General features: G+C 62.6%; 20 protein-coding genes. 8 read left to right on the top strand and 12 right to left on the bottom strand.

The features are described 5' to 3' along the window. Nucleotides 1-73: 73 nt before the first annotated feature. The 3 genes from VFE81_RS20820 to VFE81_RS20810 all read left to right on the top strand — a co-directional run bounded on the left by VFE81_RS20820 (nt 74) and on the right by VFE81_RS20810 (nt 2,707). Complete coding sequence (locus VFE81_RS20820) at nt 74-1,366, top strand: FAD-dependent oxidoreductase (protein ID WP_325046405.1); 1,293 nt, start codon at nt 74-76, stop codon at nt 1,364-1,366. 230 nt (nt 1,367-1,596) lie between these two features. Further along, nucleotides 1,597-2,364 carry an AraC family transcriptional regulator gene (locus VFE81_RS20815; protein WP_325046404.1) on the top strand — a complete coding sequence of 256 codons (768 nt, stop codon included), beginning with the start codon at nt 1,597-1,599 and terminating at the stop codon, nt 2,362-2,364. Nucleotides 2,365-2,377: 13 nt separating this feature from the next. Beyond that, nucleotides 2,378-2,707, top strand: a complete 330-nt coding sequence (locus VFE81_RS20810; protein WP_007177862.1) for a hypothetical protein — start codon at nt 2,378-2,380, stop codon at nt 2,705-2,707. 19 nt (nt 2,708-2,726) lie between these two features. On the opposite strand, the gene VFE81_RS20805 is transcribed toward VFE81_RS20810, so the two are convergent. From VFE81_RS20805 to VFE81_RS20795, 3 genes are all read right to left on the bottom strand, one after another. Continuing rightward, nucleotides 2,727-2,987 carry a hypothetical protein gene (locus VFE81_RS20805; RefSeq protein ID WP_325046403.1) on the bottom strand — a complete coding sequence of 87 codons (261 nt, stop codon included), beginning with the start codon at nt 2,985-2,987 and terminating at the stop codon, nt 2,727-2,729. A 155-nt stretch (nt 2,988-3,142) separates the two neighbouring features. Beyond that, nucleotides 3,143-3,475: a hypothetical protein gene (locus VFE81_RS20800; RefSeq protein WP_325046402.1), complete on the bottom strand. Its 333-nt coding sequence runs from the start codon at nt 3,473-3,475 to the stop codon at nt 3,143-3,145. Between the two features lie 198 nt (nt 3,476-3,673). Further along, a complete protein-coding gene (locus VFE81_RS20795; protein ID WP_325046401.1) occupies nt 3,674-5,557 on the bottom strand; it encodes a bifunctional sugar phosphate isomerase/epimerase/4-hydroxyphenylpyruvate dioxygenase family protein in 1,884 nt (627 codons plus the stop codon). Nucleotides 5,558-5,877: 320 nt separating this feature from the next. On the opposite strand from VFE81_RS20795, the gene aroQ reads away from it, so the two are divergent. Genes aroQ through VFE81_RS20780 form a run of 3 tightly spaced genes read left to right on the top strand, consistent with a single transcriptional unit; the run spans nt 5,878 to nt 8,683 of the window. Continuing rightward, nucleotides 5,878-6,333, top strand: coding sequence for a type II 3-dehydroquinate dehydratase (gene aroQ, locus VFE81_RS20790; protein WP_325046400.1), 456 nt, complete (start codon nt 5,878-5,880; stop codon nt 6,331-6,333). Continuing rightward, nucleotides 6,330-7,256, top strand: coding sequence for a shikimate dehydrogenase (locus VFE81_RS20785; protein WP_325046399.1), 927 nt, complete (start codon nt 6,330-6,332; stop codon nt 7,254-7,256). Before aroQ ends, VFE81_RS20785 begins: the two co-directional genes overlap by 4 nt. A 47-nt stretch (nt 7,257-7,303) precedes the next feature. After that, nucleotides 7,304-8,683, top strand: a complete 1,380-nt coding sequence (locus VFE81_RS20780; protein WP_325046398.1) for an MFS transporter — start codon at nt 7,304-7,306, stop codon at nt 8,681-8,683. Nucleotides 8,684-8,769: 86 nt separating this feature from the next. Here VFE81_RS20780 and VFE81_RS20775 read toward each other — a convergent pair whose 3' ends face one another. The 5 genes from VFE81_RS20775 to VFE81_RS20755 all read right to left on the bottom strand — a co-directional run bounded on the left by VFE81_RS20775 (nt 8,770) and on the right by VFE81_RS20755 (nt 13,831). Further along, nucleotides 8,770-9,465: a TetR family transcriptional regulator gene (locus VFE81_RS20775; RefSeq protein ID WP_325046397.1), complete on the bottom strand. Its 696-nt coding sequence runs from the start codon at nt 9,463-9,465 to the stop codon at nt 8,770-8,772. Nucleotides 9,466-9,586: 121 nt separating this feature from the next. Beyond that, entirely contained in the window at nt 9,587-10,918 is a 1,332-nt protein-coding gene (locus VFE81_RS20770; RefSeq protein ID WP_325046396.1) for an FAD-binding oxidoreductase, read from the bottom strand. 131 nt (nt 10,919-11,049) lie between these two features. Beyond that, nucleotides 11,050-11,832 carry an anti-sigma factor gene (locus VFE81_RS20765; protein ID WP_325046395.1) on the bottom strand — a complete coding sequence of 261 codons (783 nt, stop codon included), beginning with the start codon at nt 11,830-11,832 and terminating at the stop codon, nt 11,050-11,052. Next, nucleotides 11,832-12,401: an RNA polymerase sigma factor gene (locus tag VFE81_RS20760; protein WP_325046394.1), complete on the bottom strand. Its 570-nt coding sequence runs from the start codon at nt 12,399-12,401 to the stop codon at nt 11,832-11,834. The genes VFE81_RS20765 and VFE81_RS20760 overlap by 1 nt, the downstream gene beginning before the upstream one ends. Before the next feature lie 497 nt (nt 12,402-12,898). Then, nucleotides 12,899-13,831: a dihydrodipicolinate synthase family protein gene (locus VFE81_RS20755; RefSeq protein ID WP_325046393.1), complete on the bottom strand. Its 933-nt coding sequence runs from the start codon at nt 13,829-13,831 to the stop codon at nt 12,899-12,901. Between the two features lie 147 nt (nt 13,832-13,978). On the opposite strand from VFE81_RS20755, the gene VFE81_RS20750 reads away from it, so the two are divergent. Further along, nucleotides 13,979-14,971 carry a LysR family transcriptional regulator gene (locus VFE81_RS20750; RefSeq protein ID WP_325046392.1) on the top strand — a complete coding sequence of 331 codons (993 nt, stop codon included), beginning with the start codon at nt 13,979-13,981 and terminating at the stop codon, nt 14,969-14,971. 196 nt (nt 14,972-15,167) lie between these two features. After that, complete coding sequence (locus VFE81_RS20745) at nt 15,168-18,248, top strand: transglycosylase domain-containing protein (RefSeq protein WP_325046391.1); 3,081 nt, start codon at nt 15,168-15,170, stop codon at nt 18,246-18,248. Nucleotides 18,249-18,372: 124 nt separating this feature from the next. Here VFE81_RS20745 and VFE81_RS20740 read toward each other — a convergent pair whose 3' ends face one another. From VFE81_RS20740 to VFE81_RS20725, 4 genes are all read right to left on the bottom strand, one after another. After that, entirely contained in the window at nt 18,373-19,599 is a 1,227-nt protein-coding gene (locus VFE81_RS20740) for an ROK family transcriptional regulator (protein ID WP_325046428.1), read from the bottom strand. A 30-nt stretch (nt 19,600-19,629) separates the two neighbouring features. Continuing rightward, nucleotides 19,630-20,427: an ATP-binding cassette domain-containing protein gene (locus VFE81_RS20735; protein ID WP_325046390.1), complete on the bottom strand. Its 798-nt coding sequence runs from the start codon at nt 20,425-20,427 to the stop codon at nt 19,630-19,632. A gap of 35 nt (nt 20,428-20,462) precedes the next feature. Next, nucleotides 20,463-21,449, bottom strand: coding sequence for an ABC transporter permease (locus VFE81_RS20730; protein WP_325046389.1), 987 nt, complete (start codon nt 21,447-21,449; stop codon nt 20,463-20,465). 195 nt (nt 21,450-21,644) lie between these two features. Then, nucleotides 21,645-22,196: substrate-binding domain-containing protein (locus VFE81_RS20725; RefSeq protein ID WP_325046388.1), on the bottom strand; the 552-nt coding region annotated here is incomplete at its 5' end.

Raw genomic sequence — 22,196 nt, 5'->3', positions numbered from 1 at the left:
ACGGGACTAACGCGTCCAACGTATCCAACGGGACCAACGGGACCGCCACCACAATTACCGCCCCAGGCCCGCGATGAATCTGCACTGCGATATCGTCGTAGTGGGCGCCGGTCCGGCCGGGTTGAACGCCGCGCAGGCAGCGGCGCGCGAGGGCGCCACGGTCGTGCTGCTCGACGACAATCCGCGCGCTGGTGGTCAAATCTGGCGGCAAGGTCCTGGCCACGCGCCGCAAGCGCCGCTGCAAGGCCTGCTCGCTGCCTTGAAGACGCGAACCAATATCACCCTTATGCCGTCGACTCGCGTGATTGCGCCTATGGGTCGACGTGGTTTGCTGCTTGAGTCGGCTGAGCACGGTGGCTTGTCGATCACGTACGACAAGTTGATCCTCGCGACCGGTGCGCGCGAGCGTCTATTGCCATTCACCGGCTGGACGCTACCCGGCGTGACCGGTGCAGGCGCATTGCAGGCGCTCATCAAAGGCGGCATGCCGGTGCGCGGCGAACGGATCGTGATTGCAGGCAGTGGTCCTTTGCTGATCGCCGCGCTCGCCACCGCGCGTGCTGCCGGGGCGCAGGTGGTGGCGGTCGTGGAGCAGGCGTCGGCGCTCAAGGTTGCCCGATTCGGAATCTCTCTGTTGGGCGAGCCGGCGAAGTTGCGGCAAGCCGTTGCCATGACGCGCGGTTTCGCGGGAGTACGTTACTGGACCAGCAGCATCGTCCAGCAAGCGGATGGCGATAGCCGCGTCGAGCGCGTGACGATCCAGCGCGGTCAACAAGTGTCGACGCTCGACTGCGACCGCATCGCGTGCGGCTACGGACTCGTGCCGAACATCACGCTTGCGCAGGCGCTCGGCTGTGCGATCACCGAAGCGGGCGAAATCGTCGTCGACGGTGAGCAGCGGACTTCGGTCGATGGCGTGCTGGCAGCAGGTGAGTGCACGGGTGTCGGCGGCGCCGAACTGGCGGGTGTGGAAGGCGAGATCGCGGGCCTTTTCGCGAGTGGCGACGCGGTAGGCCGCACCTCGGCAAGCACCGCGCTGGATTCGCAACGAGCGCGATGGCGGCGCTTCGGTCGGCGCGTCGAAACGGCCTTTGCGTTGCAAGCCGCCGCGCGCACGCCGCCTGGCGATGCCACGCTGCTCTGCCGTTGCGAAGACGTCAGCATCGGTGAGGTGCGCGTCTATCCGGATTGGCGCGAGGCGAAGCTCCATACCCGCTGCGGGATGGGCGCATGCCAGGGGCGAATCTGCGGCGCCGCGGCTGGCCTGTATTTCGGCTGGGACGCTGCGATGCCGCGCCCGCCGTTCAGTCCAGCGCAAATCGGCACATTGATGGCAGCGAGCGCCGAGCAGCCGCCGGCTGAATGACACCGGTATCGATACGTCTGGTGGATATTGTCGGTGGCTGCTCGGCCCTATAATCGACCGTAAGCGCTCGCCCGAGTAATTGCGCAGGTGAGGCACCGACACCAGCACGGCAAATGCACCGGCAAATGTCGAGTAAAGGCACCGGCAAATGCACGGGCGAGTGCACCGGCAAAGCACAGACCCACCAACCAACGCATAACCGCAACCGCACCGACCACGGAACCCGCACGATGAACACGCTGGCTCATCCGCTCGAACCGGACGACGCAACGCTATCCAGCATGCTGTCGCATTTCACGCTGCTCGAGCCCGTGTTCGACGCGATGCCGGACGTCGTGTTCTTCGTCAAGGACGCGCACGCCCGCTACGCGTTGGTCAATCGCACGCTGGCTTCGCGCTGTGGCTTCAAGGAAAAGACCGCGTTGCTCGGCAAGACCGCCGAGGACGTCTTCCCGCGCCGCTTCGGCCGCATCTATACCGCACAGGACGAAGCGATCATCAACGTCGGCAGCCAGATGATCGACCAGCTGGAGCTGCACCTGTATCCCGGTCGCCAGCCGGGTTGGTGCCTGACCTGCAAGCAGCCGTTGCGCGATCCGGCGGGCAAGGTGGTCGGTCTCGCCGGCATCTCCCGCGACCTGAAAGCGGACGAAAGCAGTCATCCCGCTTACAGCCGGTTGGCCGCCGTGGTGCAGTCCATCCAGGAAAACTACGTACAGCCGCTCAATCTGAAACAGCTTGCCGCAATGGCGGATATGTCGGTGGCGCAACTGGAGCGCTACTTTCACAAAGTGTTTCATTTGACACCGCGCCAGGTGTTGCTGAAAACGCGACTGGACGCTGCCACCGCGCTGCTGGTTTCGCACGACAAGGTCACCGACGTCGCCGCGCTTTGCGGCTACACCGACCACAGCGCCTTTACGCGCCAGTTCAAGGCGACCGTCGGCGTCACGCCGACCGAGTACCGGATGTTGCTGCACGGAACCTCGCGAAGCTGAGCCGCCAGCACACATGGCTCGTCGCAAGCATCATTACTACGTCTACGTCGTCGCACTGGACGACAAGGTCTGGAACGAGGCGCGCTTTCGTCGCGCGAATCCGGATTACCGGTTCGACAAGCCTTGCGTGTATGTGGGAATGACGGGACTGGACCCGGATCTGAGATTCGACCGGCACAAGGCCGGCATTCAGGCAAATCGCTATGTACGCGATTACGGCCTGCGTCTCGTGCCCGAGTTGTATGAAGTGTTCAATCCAATGCCTTACCGCGGCGCACAGGATATGGAAGTGGAATTGGCGATTGGACTACGCGAAGCGGGATACGGCGTCTGGCAGGCGTAACTAAAATGTAAAACTCGCCTTATTTCACGCCAAGGCCACGCAGCACTGCATTGCCTTCGGGCGTCAGACGGATATGCGAGGCGCCTGCATCGCCGGAGACCGTTTCGATCAGGCCGGCTTCGTGAAGCTGCGGAATCTCGGGTTTCGCGGACGCGTCGATCGGCGCGTGCAACAACAGCAGCAGCGTCGCCAGTTCGTGATGGCTCAGCAGGCGGCGCAGAATCGTGGGCCGCTTCGCCGGTGTCGGCGTGTCGTTCGTGTTGTGATCGGGCTGGTTCATGGAGCGCACCTTGTGCGGGATAGTGTCGGGTGGATCATGCGGATGAAGTCTTAAACGATTCTTAAGACTCATTGTCCTGTAACACCGTGACACGAAGATGGCACCGGAACAAGTTGCCGACCGTTACATCTGGCCGATTGTTACCCTTGCTTACTTCACGGCGCGCAGGTTTTGCTCGCCGATTCAATCCATAAATTGCCCACGTGGCGCTTGCCCGCGTAGAAGCGGTAAGTAGTCGCGCCGTTGTCGCCGCGCACCTTGACGATATTCGAATCGCCGAAGTCGAGCATCTGGCCTTGCGGGATTGCCGTGGACTTGAACGCCGCATTGTGGCTGGTGGCCACTTGCGTCAGGCAGGCGACTACATCGTTGACCGAGCGCTGCGTGGTGGTATCGGTGACCGGCTCTCCGGCATCCGGATTCTTCTGGAAGTACGCGCAAGCGCTGAGAAGCAGGGGAACTGACAGGACTACGGCAAACTTGTTCATATCTCTCCTGGCGTTTCATTCGGCTGACGGTGCGCGCGGCGCCCGCATGGGGCGGAGTGCGCGCAGTACCGGACTGCGGATCAACCGCCATTATATCGGGGCGGCGCGCCCGCTTGAGCCGATGCAGCATGGGCCGTGCCCGATTCGCGTGGATTAGCCCACTGCCCACGGCCCACTGCCGCAATGCAGTCCGATCGCCTACTTGCGGCGCTGGGCCTGCGCTGCGAGCCGCACAGCCGCATTGGCCGCACCATAGCCGTCGTAACCACCGCGCCGTTCGACAATCTCCATGAAAAAGCGCTGATCCAGTTGTTCGGTGTAAGCGTGGAAAAACTCGCCACCGCGTTCATCCCGGTCGTACAGGATGTTGTAAGCGCGTAGCGCCTCGAGCGTCTCGTCCGGCAGCGCATAGCGGGCGGCGAGGTCGTCGTAGTAATTGCGCGGGATGCGCAGCACCGGCAAACCATCGGCGACGAATTCAGGAATTGCACTGAAGATGTCGCCGGTGCTGAACGCGACGTGGTTCAGGCCCGAGCCGTGGTAGGTGTGCAATGCCTCGGCCACGGCCGTGTGATGGTCCACCGACGCGTTCAGCACGATACGCACCGAACCATCACGACTGCGCAGCGCGCGGCTGCGCACCAGCCCGTACGGGTCGGGCACCAGCACGCCCGGCTCGGCCTGGAAGCCGAACGCGGTCCGCAGAAACAGGACCCACGTATCCAGCGAAGGCGCCGGCACCGACAGGCAGACGTGGTCGATGCGCGTGAGCGGCCCGACTTCGGTCGGACCGTTGACGTCGGTGAGCACGAAATCGGCTTCGAACAGCGTGGGCTGGTCCGGCGTTTCGTCGACGAAATAGTTCAGGCTGCCGTCGGGTGCCTGCACGGCCGGCAGCACGCGTTCGTTCGGGCCGATCTGGCCGGAGAATGGTGCGTAGCCGAACCCGGCGGCGCGCTCGAACGCCAGATTGGCGTCGTCGACGCGAAACGCCGACGCGCACAGCGACAAACCATGCTGCTGGAAGAAGGCGTTGGCGAAGGAATCCGGCTCGGCGTTCAGCACGATCGAAGCCGCGCCGTGCTGAAACAGCGTCACATCTTTCGAGCGATGCTGGCCGGCCTGACGAAAGCGCAGCTTGCCGAGCCAGTCGACGAGTTGCGCGCGGGTGGTGTGGTCGACCGCGAACTCGAGAAACTGATAGCCAACGTGCGCGGGCGCGGCGGGCGACTGATAGAGCTCGCCGACCGGCTGCCGGGTGGATTCAAGCAGGGCACGAGTCTGTTCTTCCAGGAACAACAGCGAGCGATGACCGTCCGCTGCGGTGATGGTGGTCGGTGCGGCGCGAAAGCCGTCGTTGAAAATTTCGAGCGAAAGCGGCCCTGTGTAGCCGGTTTTCACGACCTGCGCGGTGAAGCCTGCCAGATCGAAATCGCCCTGGCCCGGGAAGCAGCGGTAGTGGCGGCTCCATTCGAGCACGTCCATGGCGAGTTTCGGCGCATCGGCGATTTGCACGAAGGCGATGCGTTCGCCAGGAATATCGGCGATCGCGTCCACCGTATCGTTTAGCGACAGCGTGTGAAAGCTGTCGAGCACGAGCCCAAGATTCGGGTGATTCACCGCGTTGACGAGCTTCCACGCATGGCGGTAGGTCTTCACGTGCTTGCCCCACGCGAGCGCCTCATAACCGGCGATTACGCCGGCCGCTTCGGCCGCGCGGGCCAATGCGCCCAGTTGGTCGGTCATCAGCGAATCGTCGCCGATGGTGTCGGGCGAGACATTGCTGCACACCAGAATCCGGTCCGTACCCAATTCGTGCATCACGTCGAACTTGCGCTTCGCTCGATCCAGATTGCGTTCGAGGCGCTCAGGGCTGACCCCGTCGAAATCGCGAAACGGCTGGAACAGCATGATCTTCAGCCCGAGATCCTCGGCGATGCGCCGCACGTCGGCGGGGGAGCCGTCGAAATACAGCAGATCGTTCTCGAAGATTTCGACGCCTTCGAAGCCCGCCGCCTGAATTGCGGTCAGCTTCTCGACGAGGGTCCCGCTGATCGACACGGTGGCAATCGAACGTTGCATGAACGGCTCCTGCAAAAACAATGAAACGGCTGTTGGGACTGCGCGAAGCGGCCGTTGTGGCGCGTCCGTATGTCTTGAGATTCGCTATGCTGTAATGCGCAAAATGGTCTAGCTGGTTACCTGCAATGAGAAACACACAGGCTATAAATACCCACACTAACCGAAATTTCCGACAGTTTATACAAACTAACTAGATGGTACAAATTCGTATAAACCCCGAATGACGATTGCGATCAATGCGCGCACACTGCGATCACGTTGTAGAGCCACGGCGCATGCTGTGGCCCGCTTTATGCATTATTTTTGCAGGGGTGGTCGTCATGAGTTTTGCATCAGTACTGGTCCTCAACGGACCGAATCTCAACCTGCTCGGCACGCGTGAGCCAGCCATCTACGGCTCGGAAACGCTGGACGACGTCGCGAAACTTTGCAGCGATGCGGGTGAGCGGCTGGGTCTGTCGGTCGGCTTCTGCCAATCGAACGCCGAGCATCAACTCATCGACTGGCTGCATGCGGCTCGGTCCAAGGTCGACGGCATCGTGATCAATCCGGCGGCTTACACGCATACCTCGGTGGCGATTGCCGACGCGCTCACCGCGATCGAAAAGCCTGTCATCGAGGTACATATTTCGAATGTGCATCGCCGTGAAGCGTTCCGGCATCACTCATACGTGTCGGCGGTGGCCGAGGCGATCATCATCGGTTGCGGTACGCAAGGCTATGTGCTCGCTTTGGAGCGGATGGCGACCATCCTTAAGAATAGGGTGGCTAAATGAACACCCAGGCGAACACACAAACGAGCACCAAATCGTTTCTCGTCGGTCTGATCGGTTCGGGAATCGGCGGATCGCTCAGCCCCGCGATGCATGAGGAAGAGGGCAGCAAGCTCGGCTTGCACTATGTGTATCGGCGCATCGATCTGGAAGCGTTGAAGCTCGACGTCACGGCGCTCTCCGATTTGCTCGTCGCCGCCGAACGCATGGGCTACAACGGACTGAACATCACGTATCCGTGCAAGCAGGCCGTGATTCCGCTGCTCGACGAACTCTCCGACGACGCGCTTGCACTCGGCGCGGTCAACACGGTCCTGTTCAAGGACGGCAAACGTATCGGCCACAACACCGATTGGTCCGGTTTCGCTCGCGCGTTTCAACGCGGCTTGCCGGACGTTTCACTGGAGCGCGTCGTGCAACTGGGCGCGGGTGGCGCGGGTGCAGCAGTCGCGCATGCCGCGCTGACCATGGGCGCGCAAACGCTCACGCTTTTCGATGTGGACGCCGCGCGCGCCGCATCGCTCGCCGCGGAATTGCAGAAGCGTTTCCCTGCATCGACCGTCAGTGCCGGCAACTCGCTGGCCGAATCGCTCGCCGCCGCGAACGGCCTGATTCACGCGACGCCCACCGGTATGGCGAAATTGCCGGGCTTGCCGTTGCCGGTCGAATTGCTGCCCCGCGGTTTGTGGGTATCGGACATTGTCTATTTCCCGATCCGCACTGCGCTGCTGCAGGCCGCCGAAGCGCTCGGCTGCCGCACGTTGAGCGGCGGCGGCATGGCGGTGTATCAGGCGGTCGACGCGATGCGTATCTTCACGGGCCTGGAACCCGACGCCGAGCGCGTTTACACGCATTTCCAGTCCTTGTTGCAACGCCCCGAAGGAAGTCCTCCTGGGGGACGCCAGGCCGGTAGCAGTAGCACATAAGCCGTATACAACCGGCACACAAACCAGTCCGAGGAGACAGAGACGACATGCCGCAACCTATTCACTCCACACCCACCGACGCGACACGCCAGACGAATGCCACAGCGAGCACCGCGCGCCGCTCGAAAGCCCGCTATCAGATCCTCGGGCTACTGGCCGTCGGCACGATGATCAACTATCTGGACCGCACGGTGCTCGGCATCGCGGCGCCGCAGTTGACCAGGGAACTCGGCATCAACGCCGCACTGATGGGGCTGCTGTTCTCCGTGTTCTCATGGAGCTACGTGGCTTCGCAAATTCCGGGCGGCCTTTTTCTCGATCGCTTTGGCAGCAAGCTCACGTATTTCCTGTCGATGACATTCTGGTCGCTGTGCACGCTGGCGCAAGGGCTCGTGCATGGCATCGGCGCGTTGTTCGTGTTCCGGCTCGGCCTCGGCGTGTCGGAAGCGCCGTGCTTTCCGACCAATAGCCGCGTGGTGGCCACGTGGTTTCCTCAGAGCGAACGCGCGATGGCGACCGGCACGTACACGGTTGGCGAATATATCGGTCTCGCGTTTTTCAGCCCGTTTCTGTTCATGTTGATGGGCGCGTTCGGCTGGCGTTCGCTGTTCTACGTAGTAGGCGGCGTGGGCCTGGTGTTCGGCGTGATCTGGTGGATGTTCTATCGCGAGCCGCACGATCACCCGTCCGTCAATCAGGCGGAGCTCGACTATATCGAAGCAGGCGGTGGTCTGACACATCGGAAGAAGGACGCGGATTCTTCCGGCGCAGCGGCTGCAGCGGCTGCAGCTGGAAAAAGCGGCTTCGAATGGCGCACTATCGGACGCCTGCTCAAGCATCGCCAGCTCACGGGAATCTGCCTCGGCCAGTTCGCCGGCAACTCGACGCTGGTGTTCTTCCTCACTTGGTTCCCCACGTATCTCGCCACCGAACGCCATATGGCATGGCTGAAGATCGGTTTCTTCGCGATCATGCCGTTCATTGCCGCATCGATCGGTGTGATGTTCGGCGGCATCTTCTCCGATTGGCTGCTGCGTCGCGGCAAGTCGGCGAATGTGGCGCGCAAGCTGCCGATCATCGCCGGCCTGCTGCTTGCGTCGACGATCATTCTCGCCAACTATGTCGAGAGCAACGTGGTGGTGATCGCGATTCTGTCGGTGGCGTTTTTCGCGCAGGGGATGGCGGCGCTGGGCTGGACGCTGGTGTCGGACATTGCGCCCGAAGGCCTGCTCGGCGTGACCGGCGGCATCTTCAACTTTGCCGCCAATCTGGCCGGCATCGTCACGCCGCTGGTGGTGGGCTTCATCGTTGCGGCAACCGGCTCGTTTGTCGGTGCGCTGGTGTTCATCGGTGCGATCGCATTGATTGGCGCGCTGTCGTACATCTTTATCGTCGGCGATATCAAGCGGATCGTGCTGGTGGATTGAGCGGCACGGCTTGATCGAATAGCCTGAGCAAAAAAAGCGGGACTTGGGCTTTGGCCCAAGTCCCGCTTTTTCGTGTCCGCGTTGCTTCAGTCTTCCTTGCGCACGAAACGCAGCACGGCGTCGACGATCATCGCGCGATGGCGTGCACGCAGGCGCGGGTGCGACGGATCGCGGCCGAACGCCGTACCGAAGGTGTGGCGATTGCCGATGCGGTGAAAGCACAACGAGCTGATCATCAAGTGCAGGTCGATCGCATCGACGTCGCTGCGGAACAGTCCCGCCGCGATACCGCGCGAGAGCAGATCTTCGATCGTATGGATGACGGTGACGTTGCGGCCTTTGAAGGACTTCACCTGCTCGACGTATTTCGCGCCGTGAATGTTCTCGATCGTCACGAGACGTACGAAATCGCGCTGACGGTCGTGATAGTCGAACGTGAACTCGACCAGCGCGCGCATGCCCTCGATCGGATCGAGTTCGCTGACGTGCAGATCCTGTTCGAGCGCGCGAATGTCGCCGTACACTTTTTCCAGCACGGCCTGGTACAACCCTTCCTTGCTGCCGAAGTAGTAGTACAGCATGCGCTTGGTGGTGTTCGTGCGCTCCGCGATCGCGTCGACGCGCGCGCCGGTCAATCCCATCGCGGAGAACTCCTGCGTCGCGACGTCGAGGATGTTGCGCTTCGTCTGTTCGGGATCGTACTTGCGTCTTGCGTCGCTACGCGGAGCGTTGGACGCGATGCCGTTGGTATCAGGCTCGGCGGCCTTGCTTCCCTTTTTCATTGTGTATTCGAGCGGCAGTGACGGCGCATTCTAGCATGGTAAAACCGGCCTCCGGAGTGGGTCCCGGGCATAAGCAGCGGCGTATCGAGCCGCGTATTGAATAGCGTCACGGCGAATGGCGTCAAGGCGTCGACCGGGTCGCGGGGCGCCGGGCGGCGAGTGCGTCGCGCGTCTGCATGGCGGTGTAGGTGAGTTGCGCGGCCGCGAGACCGAGCGCGCCGTAGGCGGGCGTCAGACCGAAGGCCGCGAACGCGTCGGGCACCGGCCGCTCGCCCGAGATGGCCGCCGCCAGCAATTCGCCGGACACGGTGGTGGGCGCCATGCCGTGGCCGCCGAAGCCGACCGCGTACCAGACGCCGTCCGCGCTGCGGCCGATTTGCGGCATCTTGTGCCGCGCGTAGCTCATCAGGCCGCCCCAGGCGTATTCGATACGGACGTCGTGCAACTGTGGATAGACCTTCAGCAGATCGCGCCGCAACAGCCGCGCGATGACGTCGGGAGCGCGGTCGCGAACCGAGATGCGGCCGCCCCACAGGATGCGTGTGTCGGGCAGTGGGCGGTAGTAGTCGAAGGCAAAGCGGGTGTCGTAGACGGCGGCGCGCGTGTCCATCGCGTCTTTAAGGCGTGCGCCGAGCGGTTCGGTGGCCATCACGTAGGTGGCGATCGGCAGGACCGCGCGCTCGACCCGTGCATAGACGTTGCGCGCATAGCCGCCGCCGGCCATCACAACGTGGCGTGCTTCGAGCGCGCCGTGCGGCGTATGCACCACGAAACCGGCGCCTTCGCGTTGGGCGCCTTCGCGCCGGGCGCCGCCGCGCTGCAAGCGCACGACGGGCGACTTCTCGTGAATCTGCACACCCGCGTTGGCTGCGGCGCCAGCGACACCGAGCACATATTTCAGCGGATGAAAGTGAAACGCGTTGCGCTCGAACAGGCCGCCGTGATAACGGCTCGTCTTCAGTTGGGAAGCGAGCTCCGCGGCCGCCACGGGTTCCCACTCGACGCCGAACGAATCCCGCATTAAACGCCGCTGCGTGTCGAGCCTTGCCGGTTCGTCGAACCAGTTGGCGAGGATCACACCGGCGTCGGTCACGTCGCAATCGATGCGGTAGCGCCGGATACGCTTACGCATCAGATCGACGGCGTCGGTTGTCAGTGCATAGAGTTCGCGCGCGCGGGCCGGCCCGAGGGTTTTCAGCAGATCCGCGCAATCGAGGCTATAGCCGCCGAACACGAAGCCGCCATTGCGCCCGGAGGCGCCGAAGCCGACCTGCTCGGCTTCGAGCACGGCGACGTCGGCGACGCCGCGTTCGGCGAGTCCCAACGCCGTGGACAAACCCGCGAGGCCTGCACCAATGACGCAGACGTTGACGCTTCGACGGCCGGTTAGCGGCGCGTAAGCGGGTGAGTGCCCGGCAGAGCGGGTGACGGTGGCTTCGTAAAAGCTTTGCATCGAGTTAGGGTAGCGGGAATGCTGCGCTCACGTCCAGCCATCGCGCAATGATCGCGCCAGGGATGCGGAAAAACAGAGGCCGGCATCCGCAAAAAGCGCATGCCGGCCTTGCCCGCTGATACCGAACCGGTTCAGGACACCGGCAGCAGCTTGCCGCTGAACACCACCGGACCGCTAGGCGCATTGTGATCGGGCGAGCCGCCCGGCGCTTCGATCGAGACCGCCAGCGCCTCATAGCTCTCCGGCTTCTGCACCCCGGCCGCCACCCTGCCGCTGGCGCTGTCAGGCAGCATGCCGAGCGAGACCGGATGGCCGTTCGCCGGAATGCCCCACAGCTCCATCGCCCGGCCCGCCGGCAAGTTGACCTTGCCGAGCGGATGCAGCGTCAGGGTGGAGCGGGCTTCGTCCCAGGCGACCAGCATGACCGGATGCGCTTCCTTATTGTTCAGCACGGCCACATGCGAAACGGCCGTTTCCGGCTGCTGCGCGACGGTCGGCGCCGTGGCAGGCGTCACACCGGCAGGCAACAGCGAGCGTACCGCGACCACGACGGCGACGGCGGCCAGTCCCGTGACGCCGAGTGCCCAGCCACGCCAGAACGCGAGGTTCTCGAAGATGCTGCCGGACGGACGCGCGGGCTTTTCGACCACGGTGCGCGGTCGTGCCGCCTCACGCGCTGCGGTGAGGCCGAGACGCCGCTCGATGGCATCCCACACGGCGGCCGGCGGCATGCGCGGCTCCGCGAGTTCAGCCAGCGGCGAGATGCGCCGCTGCCACTCTTCGACGGCCTGACGAATGACCGTATCGTGGTCCGCGTAGCGCTCGAAGCGGCGCCGGGCGCCCCCGCGCAAAGTACCGAGCACGTACTCGGCGGCCAGCATATCGACCAGCTGAGGATAGCGATGGAGATTCATCACTCGCCTCCCAGGCAGGTTTTCAGCTTGGCAAGGCCGCGCCGGATCCAGGATTTGATGGTGCCGAGCGGCACGGTCAGAACTTCTGCGATCTCGCTATGGCTTTGATCGCGCAGGTAGGCGAGCGCAACCGCCTGACGCTGCGCCGGTTCCAGCTGCTGCATGCAGCCGGCTAGCAAACGTGCCTGCAGGCTGACCGCGGTCAACGCTTCGGGATCCGGATCGCCGGTTGCCACAAGATCGTCCAACGCATCGCTCCATTCTGTTTCCTGTGGATTGACCCGCCGCAGGTGATCGAGAGCACGGTTCCGGACGATTGCCGACATCCACGTCATGGGGGCGGACAGTGCCCGGCGATAGTCGCCAGCAAAGCGCCAGATATTGACGAAGCTGTCCTGCAATACTTCTTCGGCCCACTCGTGCCTGCTCAATATACGGAGCGCGAGGCCAAACAGTTTCGGGGCGGCGAGATCATATAGCTCGCGCAGTGCCGTGGCATCTTCTTTGGCAATGCGTTCGAGCAACCCGGCGAGGGTTTCCGGCGTCATTTCTCGAGGATTGGCAGTCATGGAAAGTGGTGTGGTGAGCTTGCGGGCCTATGTTACTCACTTTCTTCCCGGTCTTATATGTGGTTTTCCCCCGGTGGGCTGCATCCGCCGAGCTTATGGCCGCGTATATGGTTGCAGGGCCTGGGTGCGTCCGGGCGTTGCGTCATCGCGGAGCGGAGCTGGGTCGAGTCGTGACGGGCGCGGCACTAACAGTGCATTAGCGGGTGCATTAACGGGCAACTTGAACACGGGGTGCGTGTGCAGGGAGGCGTAGGGCCGTTGCACAAGCCTGAGGAGCGGCGGGCAACGGAGTCACGCGACGCGGGATGGATAGTGCGGCGCGGGCGCGTTCGATGGTGAAGGGCGGCGGGCTCATTCCAGATGAGGTTCCGGGCCGTTGTCGGTTGAGTGGTTTGGTCGACAGCGGCCAGGAGCGGAATGGGTTCGCTTGCCCGTTTGCCTTTTCGTTTGCTTTTTTTGGGGCGTTTCTGATTACTTTCGGCAGCTTTGGATTGACCTTAGCCGCCCCAGCGCAACACCAGTGGATCGAGCCGCCGCGCAACCGTCAGCAAGCCTGCACGCGTGGCTGGATGCATCGGCGGTAATGGATGGCGCACCGCGTCCGAGCGAATCACGCCGCCTTCTTTCATTAAAGCCTTGCACGACGCGAGGCCGCCCTGGCGGTTTTCGTAGTTGATGAGCGGTAGCCACTGCTGATAATGGCCGGCGGCTGCTTCCGTGTCGCCTGCCGCATAGGCGTCGACGATCAACCGGATGCCGTCCGCGTAACCGCCGCCGGTCATCGAACCGGTTGCGCCCGCATCGAGATCGGCCATCAGCGTGATCGCTTCTTCGCCATCCCACGGACCCACCACAGCGTCGCCGCCTAGCTCGATCAGTTCGCGCAACTTGTTCGCCGCTTGCGGCACTTCGATCTTGAAGTACGAAACGTTCTGCAGTTCACGCGCCATACGCGCGAGAAACGGTGCCGACAGCGCCGTGCCGCTGACCGGTGCGTCCTGGATCATGATTGGAATCCCGATTGCATCGGACACGGTGCGATAGAACTCGTAAATACCGCGCTCGCCGATGCGGATCGTCACACCGTGATACGGCGGCATGATCATCACCATCGCGGCGCCTGCTGCTTGCGCGCTGCGGCTGCGTTCAGCGCACAGGTGTGAGCTGAAATGCGTGGTCGTGACGATCACCGGAACGCGGCCGGCGACGTGTTCGATTACCAGGTGCGTCAGCGTGTTGCGCTCGTCGCCGGACAGCGCGAATTGCTCGGAGAAGTTCGCCAGAATGCACAGGCCGTTCGAACCCGCGTCGATCATGAAATCGATGCAGCGTTTCTGGCCTTCCAGGTCGAGACGGCCGGCCTCGTCGAAGATGGTCGGCGCGACGGGGAACACGCCGCGCATTGGAGCAGGGTTGTGTGTCTGGATCATGGTGATGGGTGTTGTACCGAGGTGGTCAGGCGTGGGTTTTTGAATGTCTCCGCCGTTGACTATACGGCGGTGTGCGTGGCGGGTATATTGAATTGTTTCCATCTTGTGATCGCTTTTGCGACTCACCCCGCAGATGCCCGGCAATCCATGAAAGACACCCTGAACGTCCTGCTGTCGAGACTGCGCATGAAGCAGTTGCAATTGCTGATCGCACTCGACGACCACACGTCGCTTCACAAAGCCGCCGGCGTGATGTCGATGACGCAATCGGCCGCCAGCAAGGCGTTACAGGAGCTGGAGTCGATGTTCGAGGCGCCGCTCTTCGAGCGCTCGAAGAGCGGCATGATTCCGAACCAGCTCGGCCACTGCGTGATCCGCTACGCGCGGCTCGTGGCGACGGACCTGACCGCGCTGTGCCAGGACGTCGCCGAGATACGTTCGGGGCGCGGTGGGCGTCTCGCGATCGGCGCGATCATGGGTGCGATTCCCGAATGCGTCGTTCCGGCGCTGAACGATCTGCATGCCGGGCAGCCGGGTTTGTCGATTGAAGTGGTGGAAGACACGAGCGCACGCATGCTGCTGCAACTCGACCAGGGCCGGCTCGATCTGGTGATCGGGCGTGCGGCAGTTGCCGCCGATCCGTCGAAATATCACTATCGTCCGCTTGGGGACGAGCCGTTATCCGTGGTGGTGGGTTATGGCCATCCGCCATTGCCCAGGAAGGAAGTGAAACTGCGTGATCTGGCCGGCCACCGTTGGGTGATGTATCCGTCGCATATGCCGTTGCACGCGTTGCTTGAACGGGAGATGGATCTGGCGGGTCTCGAGATGCCAGACAACCCGATCTCGACCGCCTCCACCTTCGTGACGATGGCGCTTCTGCAAAGTAGTGCCGATCTGGTTTCGCTCTTGCCGACCGCGATCGCGGAGTTGTTCGTGCGGCAGAAAATGTTGCGCTTCGTGCCAGTCACGTTGAAGTCGCCTTCGCAAACTTTCGGCATTGTGACGCGCAAAGGCGGCGTGCTGTCGCCGTCGGCTGAGCAATTCATCGAGTTGCTGCGTGGACAGACGGTAGGGCAGGCGGTGGCGCCATTGCGGAATCAGGTGATGAAAAAGCAAAAAACACAAAAAACCGTCTGAAACCACGATTTTTCGACTGACGAAAGACGTCCAATATCTCACGCCAGTCGGCGCTCCGCCATGCCTTGCGATTGCGGTGTTGCGGCGACGACACTCTCGGGTAAATCCGAACCGATTGCACGCTCGCGTTCCGCGCTACACTTGATTGAAGGTGCGCTGGAATCAAGAGCATGGCGCACGCTCGGGGAGAGCAGCCATGAATCGGCCACTGATTCGGTTACCGCTTCGCACGACGGGCACGGCGCCCGTCAGGAAGTGGCTCAAATGGGGTCTGGCAGCGGCATTTCTGCTCGCGCTGGCTTTGGCGGCCCGTTTTGTTCAGATCGAGATAGAAACCTCGCGATTGCAGGCGCGCTATCTCTCCGAACTCACGCGCGATGTGGGTTTCTCCGTCGCCGATGGTCCAAGTCATTCCATCCGATTCCCTCAGACAGATAAGGGCCCCTACGACAGCCGCCTCGGCTACGCGTTGCTGCCTTCGTTCCAGCAGCGATTGCTTCAACGTGGGTTTGAAATCAGCGCACAGTCGCATGATTCCGAACGCATGCTGTCGCTGGTGGATGACGGTCTATTCATTCCCTACGCAGAAAAAGATCAGGCGGGGCTGCAACTTTTCGACGGCACCGGCGCGCCGCTCTTTGGCGCCCAGTTTCCGGGCCGCATTTATAACAGCTTCGATTCAATCCCGCCGCTTGTCGTCAATTCGCTGCTGTTTATCGAGGACCGCTATCTGCTCGATCCGGATCAGCCGAACCGCAATCCGGCGATCGACTGGGGACGCTTTAGCCGCGCGCTAGTCGATCAGGGCGCGCGTGTATTCAACCGGCATCAGTCGACGCCGGGCGGCAGCACGCTCGCTACCCAGATCGAAAAATTCCGCCACTCCGCTGGCGGGCGCACTGCAACGCCACCGGAGAAATTGCGGCAAATCGCATCGGCTTCGGTACGTGCTTATCTGAACGGCCCGCAGACCATGCCCGCGCGCGAGCAGATCGTCGTCCACTATCTCAACTCGGTGCCGCTTGCTGCGCAACCGGGCATCGGCGAAATCAACGGGATTGGCGATGGTCTGGCCGCCTGGTACGGCCGCGATTTCAACGACGTCAACCGCATTCTCAAAGCGCCGTCGACTCAAGACAATCTCGCGGAGCAGGGCGTGGCGTTCCGCCAGGTGCTCTCGCTGATGATCGCGCAACGTGCGCCGTCCTATTTCCTGCATCACGGCTATGCTGAACTTGAACGTCTGACGGATAGCTATTTACGGCTACTGGCGAACGGTGGTGTCATCACGATTGCGCTGCGCGATGCCGCGCTATCCGCGCAAGTAAATCTACGCCACGCACCGAACACTACGCAGAACGAGGACTCGTTCGTGTCGCGCAAGGCCGTGACGTCGATGCGCTCGCATCTGTTGGCGGCGCTCGGCATTCCGAGTTTCTATGAACTCGACCGGCTCGATTTGCAGGCAAAGGGCACGCTGAACAACACCGCGCAGCAGGCCGTGAGTGAACGCCTCGCCGCCGCTGCGACGCGCGATGGCGCGAAAGCCGCGGGGCTTGTCGGCTTTGAAATGCTGCGCGCCTCCGACGATCCGTCGAGAATCGCCTATAGCTTCACGCTGTTCGAACGGCGTGACGGCGCAAACCTCGTGCGCGTGCAAACCGATAGCGTTAACCAGCCATTCGACATTAACTCCGGCGCGCGGCTTAATCTCGGTTCGACCGCGAAAATGCGGACCGTGGTGACGTATCTGCAGATCGTGTCCGACCTGCATGCGCGTTATGCGCCGCGGAGCACAGCAGAACTGAAGGCGGTGAAGCCCGATCCGAACGATCAACTCACGCGCTGGGCGCTCGATTATCTGACGCATACCTCGGATCGCTCGCTACAAGCCATGCTCGACGCGGCCGTGGAACGCAAATACTCGGCGAGCCCAGGCGAAACGTTTTACACGGGCGGCGGCGCGCAGACCTTCAACAACTTCGACTCTGACGACAACAGCCGCATTCTCACCGTGCACCGTGCGTTCCAGCATTCGGTGAATCTGGTGTTCGTGCGGCTGATGCGCGACATCGTCCACTACGAGATGGTGCAGACCACCGGACCTTCGTCGCAATGGTTGGGCGATTCGGCAATCCGCAAGATGTATCTCACGCGGTTCGCCGATCAGGAAAGCCGCGTCTACATGAATCGTTTCTACACGAAGTACCACGGCAAAACGCCCGATCAGGCGTTGACCCTTCTGCTGCTCGGTGTGCGTAAATCGCCCCCGAAAGTGGCGACAGTGTTGCGCAGCGTCGCACCGGATGAGTCGAATGCGTGGTTCAACGCGAAGATGCGTGCCGCGTTGAAGAACACGCCGGCTGCCTCCATGCTGGACGATGAGGATCTGGCCAACCTGTACGACAAATACGCGATCGACCGCTTCAATCTGAACGATCGCGGCTATATTTCGAGCGTGCATCCGCTGGAACTGTGGACGCTTAACTATCTGCGCGCCCATCCCGATGCAACGCTCGACCAGATACAGAACGCGAGCCGCGACGTACGGCTGTCGACTTATTCGTGGCTCTTCAAGACCCGCTATCACGCCACCCAGGATCGCCGCATCAAGCGGATGGTCGAACTGCGCGCGTACGATGCGATCGGCAAATCGTGGCAGGCACTCGGCTATCCGTTCGCCACGCTCACACCGTCGTACGCGGCGGCGATTGGCGCGTCCGGCGACCGGCCGGCTGCGCTCGCGCAATTGATTGGCGTGATTGCCAACGGCGGCAATAAGGTGCCGACCGAAAGCCTCACGCAACTCGATTTCGCGAAAGATACGCCGTACGAAACACATTTCCAGCGCGCGACGGTGGCGCCGCAGCAGCAGATATCACCGGAGATCGCCGGCGTTGTCAGAGTGCTGTTGCGTGATGTCGTGTTAGGCGGTACGGCTAAGCGTCTCGCCCAGGGCATGACGTTCCCGGATGGTCAGACACTTGAGATTTACGGCAAGACCGGCACCGGCGATCAGCGCTTCAATGTGTGGGCCAAAGGCGCGCGCCTGATCGAATCGCGCAAGGTGAACCGCAGCGCAACCTTCGTGTTTGTGATGGGAGACCGCTTCTACGGCACGCTGACCGCCTACGTGCATGAACCGTATGCGGCCCGATACGATTTCACGAGTGCGCTGTCGGTGCAGTTGCTGAAGTCGCTGGCACCCGCGTTGCAGCCGTTGCTGGAAAATCCGCCGGCCAAAACTGCTTCTGTCGCGAAGGTGGCTGCACAATGAGCGGCGGGTTAGCCGGTTAGCCACCGGCAATGACCGCATGAAGGCCGTGCAAGACCTGACCTGAGGGGCGAAAGTGCGCTCGCTGCGGACCCGCGCGAAACAGGAAACAGATGCGTCTTGACGCCTAATATCCCGCGTCCGTCGCAGGCTTAAGGAATAGCTCGTGCATGGGCGCGAAATGCGCGTACAGCGGCAGAATCGCGCCGCCCATCGCCCGCGCATCGGCGCCGATGGTGCCTTCCAGTAGTTGCGGACGCACCATGCCTTCCCATTCAAAGCGATCGAGCACGCGCTCGGTTCGGCGGATGATTTCGCGAACCAGTTGCCGGTCGAACTCTCCGTCGATCACCACCGCTTCCAGGTCGAGCAAGGCAGCCGCATTGGTCAACGCATTGGCGATCGCAGGGCAAGCGGTGTCGAGCCATTGTTCAGTCTGCCGCCACAGTTCAGGCGACAACGCGCGATGGTCATGCGCAGCGGCGGGCGGTGCGCCCGCATCGCTCAATAGCTGTTCCAGAACGAAGCCCGATGCGGCATGCAGCAGTTGCCGCGCCGGCTGGCTCGCATTGCCATCTTTCAACGGAATTGAGCCGACCGCTCCCGCGTTGCCATGCGGTCCGCCATGCAAACGGCCGTCAATCACGAGGCCGCCGCCGATAAACGTGCCGACGAACAGATACAGAAAATTGTGGATCCCGCGGCCTTGGCCCATCACGAGTTCGGCCGCGCAGGCCGCGGTGGTGTCTTTGGCGAACTCGACGGGCAAGCCCGTCATCGTCGCGATGCGACTGCGCAAGTCGATCTCGTGCCACGCTTCCAGCGCTTCCGGCGGCGCGCCGAGAAAGTCACGCCAGCCACCGAGCCACAACGGCGCTGCGACGCCTACGCCCACCACCTTGTTCGCCTTCGCGCCGAGCGTCTGATTCACGCGTGCCAGTCTGCTTTCGAGCGCGGGGAACAGTGTGTGCGGATCGGGATAGGCATACTCGAATACGTCACGGCATACGACGTGGCCCGCGAAATCCATCGCCAGCACGTCGAGACTGCGACGTCCCACCTTGATGCCGATGGTGTATGCGCCATCCGCACGTAGCGCGATCGGTACCGATGGTTGGCCAATGCGACCACGCACGCGCGCCTGCTTCTCGAGCAGACCGTCGTCGATCAGACGGTCGACGATCATCGACACCGTCTGCATCGACAGACGGGTGAGACGGCCCACATCGGCTTTCGGCAGCGGCCCATGCAAGCGGATCGTCTGCAGGACGATTCGTTCGTTGAACTGCCGCATGCCGACCTGATTCGAGCCGACCGTGCGTTTGACGGGAGAGGGGGTGCCAGTGGTGTCCATCGTCGCGTGGCCCTCAGCGGGATGCATGCATCATGCAATCGCCTTGACGTCCGCTTCCTTCGCGCCCGTCATGATCGCCACGGCCTCCGACATGTGGATGTCTTTGGTGTTCACCACCGCGGCACGCCGGCCGAGTCGCTGGATATGAATGCGATCCGCGACTTCGAATACGTGCGGCATGTTGTGGCTGATCAGGATCACCGGCAGGCCGCGCTCGCGCACGCGGCGGATCAGTTCGAGCACCATGTTGCCTTCTTTCACGCCGAGTGCGGCGGTGGGTTCGTCGAGAATCACCACATGCCGTGCGAACGCCGCGCTGCGCGCGACAGCCACGCCTTGACGCTGGCCGCCTGAGAGCGTTTCGACCGCCTGGCGCATCGAACGGATGCCGATCTGCAAATCCTTCATGTGCGCGGTCGCTTCCTCGAGCATGCGGCGCTTGTCGATCATCTTGAAGATCGAACCGCGCCAGCCCGGCTTGACGAGCTCACGGGCGAGAAACAGGTTTTCGGCGATGCTCATGGCGGGCGCCACGGCAAGTTCCTGATACACGGTTTCGATGCCCTGAGCGCGCGCATCCAAAGGGCTGCGGAATTTGACCGGCTTGCCGTCAAGCAGGATTTCGCCCTCATCGGGTACGGTGGCGCCCGAAAGCGCCTTGATCAACGACGACTTGCCCGCGCCGTTATCGCCGATCACGGCGAGAATCTCGCCGGGCAGCACTTCGAAATCGCAACCGTCCAGTGCGGTGACGTTGCCATAGCGTTTGACGAGACCGCGAGCCTGCAGAACGGGCATCACGGGAGAAGCGGAAGTAGGTGTCGACATGAAGGACCCCATGCAAGTTGGTTGCGGCTGCGTGCTCAGCCGCGACGATGGGAAAGTTTGTCCGCGGCCACTGCGAGAATCACGAGCATGCCGGTGATCAACACCTGGTAGACCGAAGAGACGCCGATCAGCGTCAAACCATTGCGAAACACGCCGACAATCAGCGCGCCGAGCAGCGTGCCGGTAATCGAGCCGCGTCCGCCGAACAGACTCGTGCCGCCCAGCACCACGGCAGTAATGCTGTCGAGATTCTCGGTTTGCCCTGCCTGCGGATCGCCAACGCCGGTACGCGACACGGACAACAGCGCGGCGATGCCGTAGATCGCACCGGCCAGCGAATACACGGTAAGCAGGATCTTTTGCGACGAGAGGCCCATCAGGCGAGCCGCTTCGGGGTTATTGCCGAGCGCGTACAGATGCCGGCCGGGCACGGTGTCGCGCAAGACGAACCACGTCGCCACGTACATCAGCAATGTGAGCACGGTGCCGTAGGTGACGTCGGCGGGGCCGAGTTTGAACGTGTTGCCGAGGAACATGATCGCGTCCGGCAGGTTCGAGACGCTCTCCGCGTTCGAATAGATCTGCGTGAGCGCGAACGCGATGTTCAGCGTACCCAGCGTGACGATAAAGGCGGGCAGTTTGATCCGCGTGATCAGCACACCGTTGAGCGCACCGAACAGCGCGCTCGCGGCGATACCGCACAGAATCGCGAGAACGGGCGGCACGCCGAGCGTGACCGCGAATTTGGTCATGATGATCGAGCCGAACGCCATCACCATCCCGCACGACAGATCGATCCCGCCTGTCAGCACGATCAGCGTCTGGCCGATGGCGATGACGGCGACCACCATCGTCTGTTGCAGGATCAGCGAGAGATTCTGGAACGACAGGAACCGGTTGCTCTGCGAAATGAAGAAGCCGCAGGCTAGCAGCAGAGCGATCAGCGGTCCGATTTCAGCGAGCGACGGCAAGCGTTCGGTGAAGGGGCGCGAGTGGCCGGCGGGCGCGGAAGGAGTCGACATGATAGGTGTCCTCGATACATGAACGTGGCGTGCAGGCCATGCGGTGAATGCGGGGGCCGGCCATCCGGCGGCCGGCGATCCGGGGGCCGGCCATCCGGGGGCCGGCCATCCGGCGGCCGGCGATCAGAGTGGCCGGCCATCAGTAGCTGGCGATCCATCGGCGGCCCAACGGAGCGGGCCGCCCTTCGGTGCCCGTTACTTGTTACCCCAGCAGTTGTCGAGGCCGAACTTCGTATCCTTGCTGTCGACGCCTGACATCGGCTTGTCGGTGATCAACGTCACGCCCGTGTCCTGATAGCCGGAGACCTTCTTGCCGGTCTTCGCATACTCGACACCCGCTGTCACGCCGAGCGCGGCCATCTTCAACGGATACTGCTGCGAGGTCGCGGCAATCGCGCCGGCCTTCACATTGCGCACGCCTTCGCAGCCACCGTCGATGGAAACGATCATCACGCTCTTATCCTTGCCCGCCGCTTTGAGCGCGCGATACGCACCCGCTGCGGCCGGTTCGTTGATCGTGTAGACCACGTTGATATCCGGCGATTTCTGCAGGCAGTTTTCCATCGCCGTCTGGCCCTTCGCCTGATCGCCGCGCGTGTCCTGGCTGCAGACGATCGCCGGATCGCCTTCCTTCACGCCGAAGCCCTCCAGAAAGCCGTTATGACGCAGCACGCCGACCGACACGCCAGGTGCGAGATCGAGCGTGGCGATCTTCGCGGGCTTGCCGTTCATGGCGGCCTTCGCGTA

Source organism: Paraburkholderia sp., from assembly GCF_035656215.1.
Taxonomy (GTDB): domain Bacteria; phylum Pseudomonadota; class Gammaproteobacteria; order Burkholderiales; family Burkholderiaceae; genus Paraburkholderia.
The sequence above is the reverse complement of the archived record's forward strand: the minus strand, read 5'-3'. Positions and strand labels throughout refer to the sequence as shown.

Excerpts from the sequence above, each read along its gene's own strand:
- VFE81_RS20745 (WP_325046391.1), top strand. The coding sequence starts at position 15,168 with ATGAATCGGCCACTGATTCGGTTACCGCTTCGCACGACGGGCACGGCG.
- VFE81_RS20775 (WP_325046397.1), bottom strand. The coding sequence starts at position 9,465 with ATGAAAAAGGGAAGCAAGGCCGCCGAGCCTGATACCAACGGCATCGCG.
- VFE81_RS20770 (WP_325046396.1), bottom strand. The coding sequence starts at position 10,918 with ATGCAAAGCTTTTACGAAGCCACCGTCACCCGCTCTGCCGGGCACTCA.
- VFE81_RS20795 (WP_325046401.1), bottom strand. The coding sequence starts at position 5,557 with ATGCAACGTTCGATTGCCACCGTGTCGATCAGCGGGACCCTCGTCGAG.
- aroQ (WP_325046400.1), top strand. The coding sequence starts at position 5,878 with ATGAGTTTTGCATCAGTACTGGTCCTCAACGGACCGAATCTCAACCTG.
- VFE81_RS20765 (WP_325046395.1), bottom strand. The coding sequence starts at position 11,832 with ATGAATCTCCATCGCTATCCTCAGCTGGTCGATATGCTGGCCGCCGAG.
- VFE81_RS20735 (WP_325046390.1), bottom strand. The coding sequence starts at position 20,427 with ATGTCGACACCTACTTCCGCTTCTCCCGTGATGCCCGTTCTGCAGGCT.
- VFE81_RS20780 (WP_325046398.1), top strand. The coding sequence starts at position 7,304 with ATGCCGCAACCTATTCACTCCACACCCACCGACGCGACACGCCAGACG.
- VFE81_RS20750 (WP_325046392.1), top strand. The coding sequence starts at position 13,979 with ATGAAAGACACCCTGAACGTCCTGCTGTCGAGACTGCGCATGAAGCAG.
- VFE81_RS20815 (WP_325046404.1), top strand. The coding sequence starts at position 1,597 with ATGAACACGCTGGCTCATCCGCTCGAACCGGACGACGCAACGCTATCC.
- VFE81_RS20730 (WP_325046389.1), bottom strand. The coding sequence starts at position 21,449 with ATGTCGACTCCTTCCGCGCCCGCCGGCCACTCGCGCCCCTTCACCGAA.
- VFE81_RS20755 (WP_325046393.1), bottom strand. The coding sequence starts at position 13,831 with ATGATCCAGACACACAACCCTGCTCCAATGCGCGGCGTGTTCCCCGTC.
- VFE81_RS20805 (WP_325046403.1), bottom strand. The coding sequence starts at position 2,987 with ATGAACCAGCCCGATCACAACACGAACGACACGCCGACACCGGCGAAG.
- VFE81_RS20740 (WP_325046428.1), bottom strand. The coding sequence starts at position 19,599 with ATGGACACCACTGGCACCCCCTCTCCCGTCAAACGCACGGTCGGCTCG.
- VFE81_RS20810 (WP_007177862.1), top strand. The coding sequence starts at position 2,378 with ATGGCTCGTCGCAAGCATCATTACTACGTCTACGTCGTCGCACTGGAC.
- VFE81_RS20785 (WP_325046399.1), top strand. The coding sequence starts at position 6,330 with ATGAACACCCAGGCGAACACACAAACGAGCACCAAATCGTTTCTCGTC.
- VFE81_RS20820 (WP_325046405.1), top strand. The coding sequence starts at position 74 with ATGAATCTGCACTGCGATATCGTCGTAGTGGGCGCCGGTCCGGCCGGG.
- VFE81_RS20760 (WP_325046394.1), bottom strand. The coding sequence starts at position 12,401 with ATGACTGCCAATCCTCGAGAAATGACGCCGGAAACCCTCGCCGGGTTG.
- VFE81_RS20800 (WP_325046402.1), bottom strand. The coding sequence starts at position 3,475 with ATGAACAAGTTTGCCGTAGTCCTGTCAGTTCCCCTGCTTCTCAGCGCT.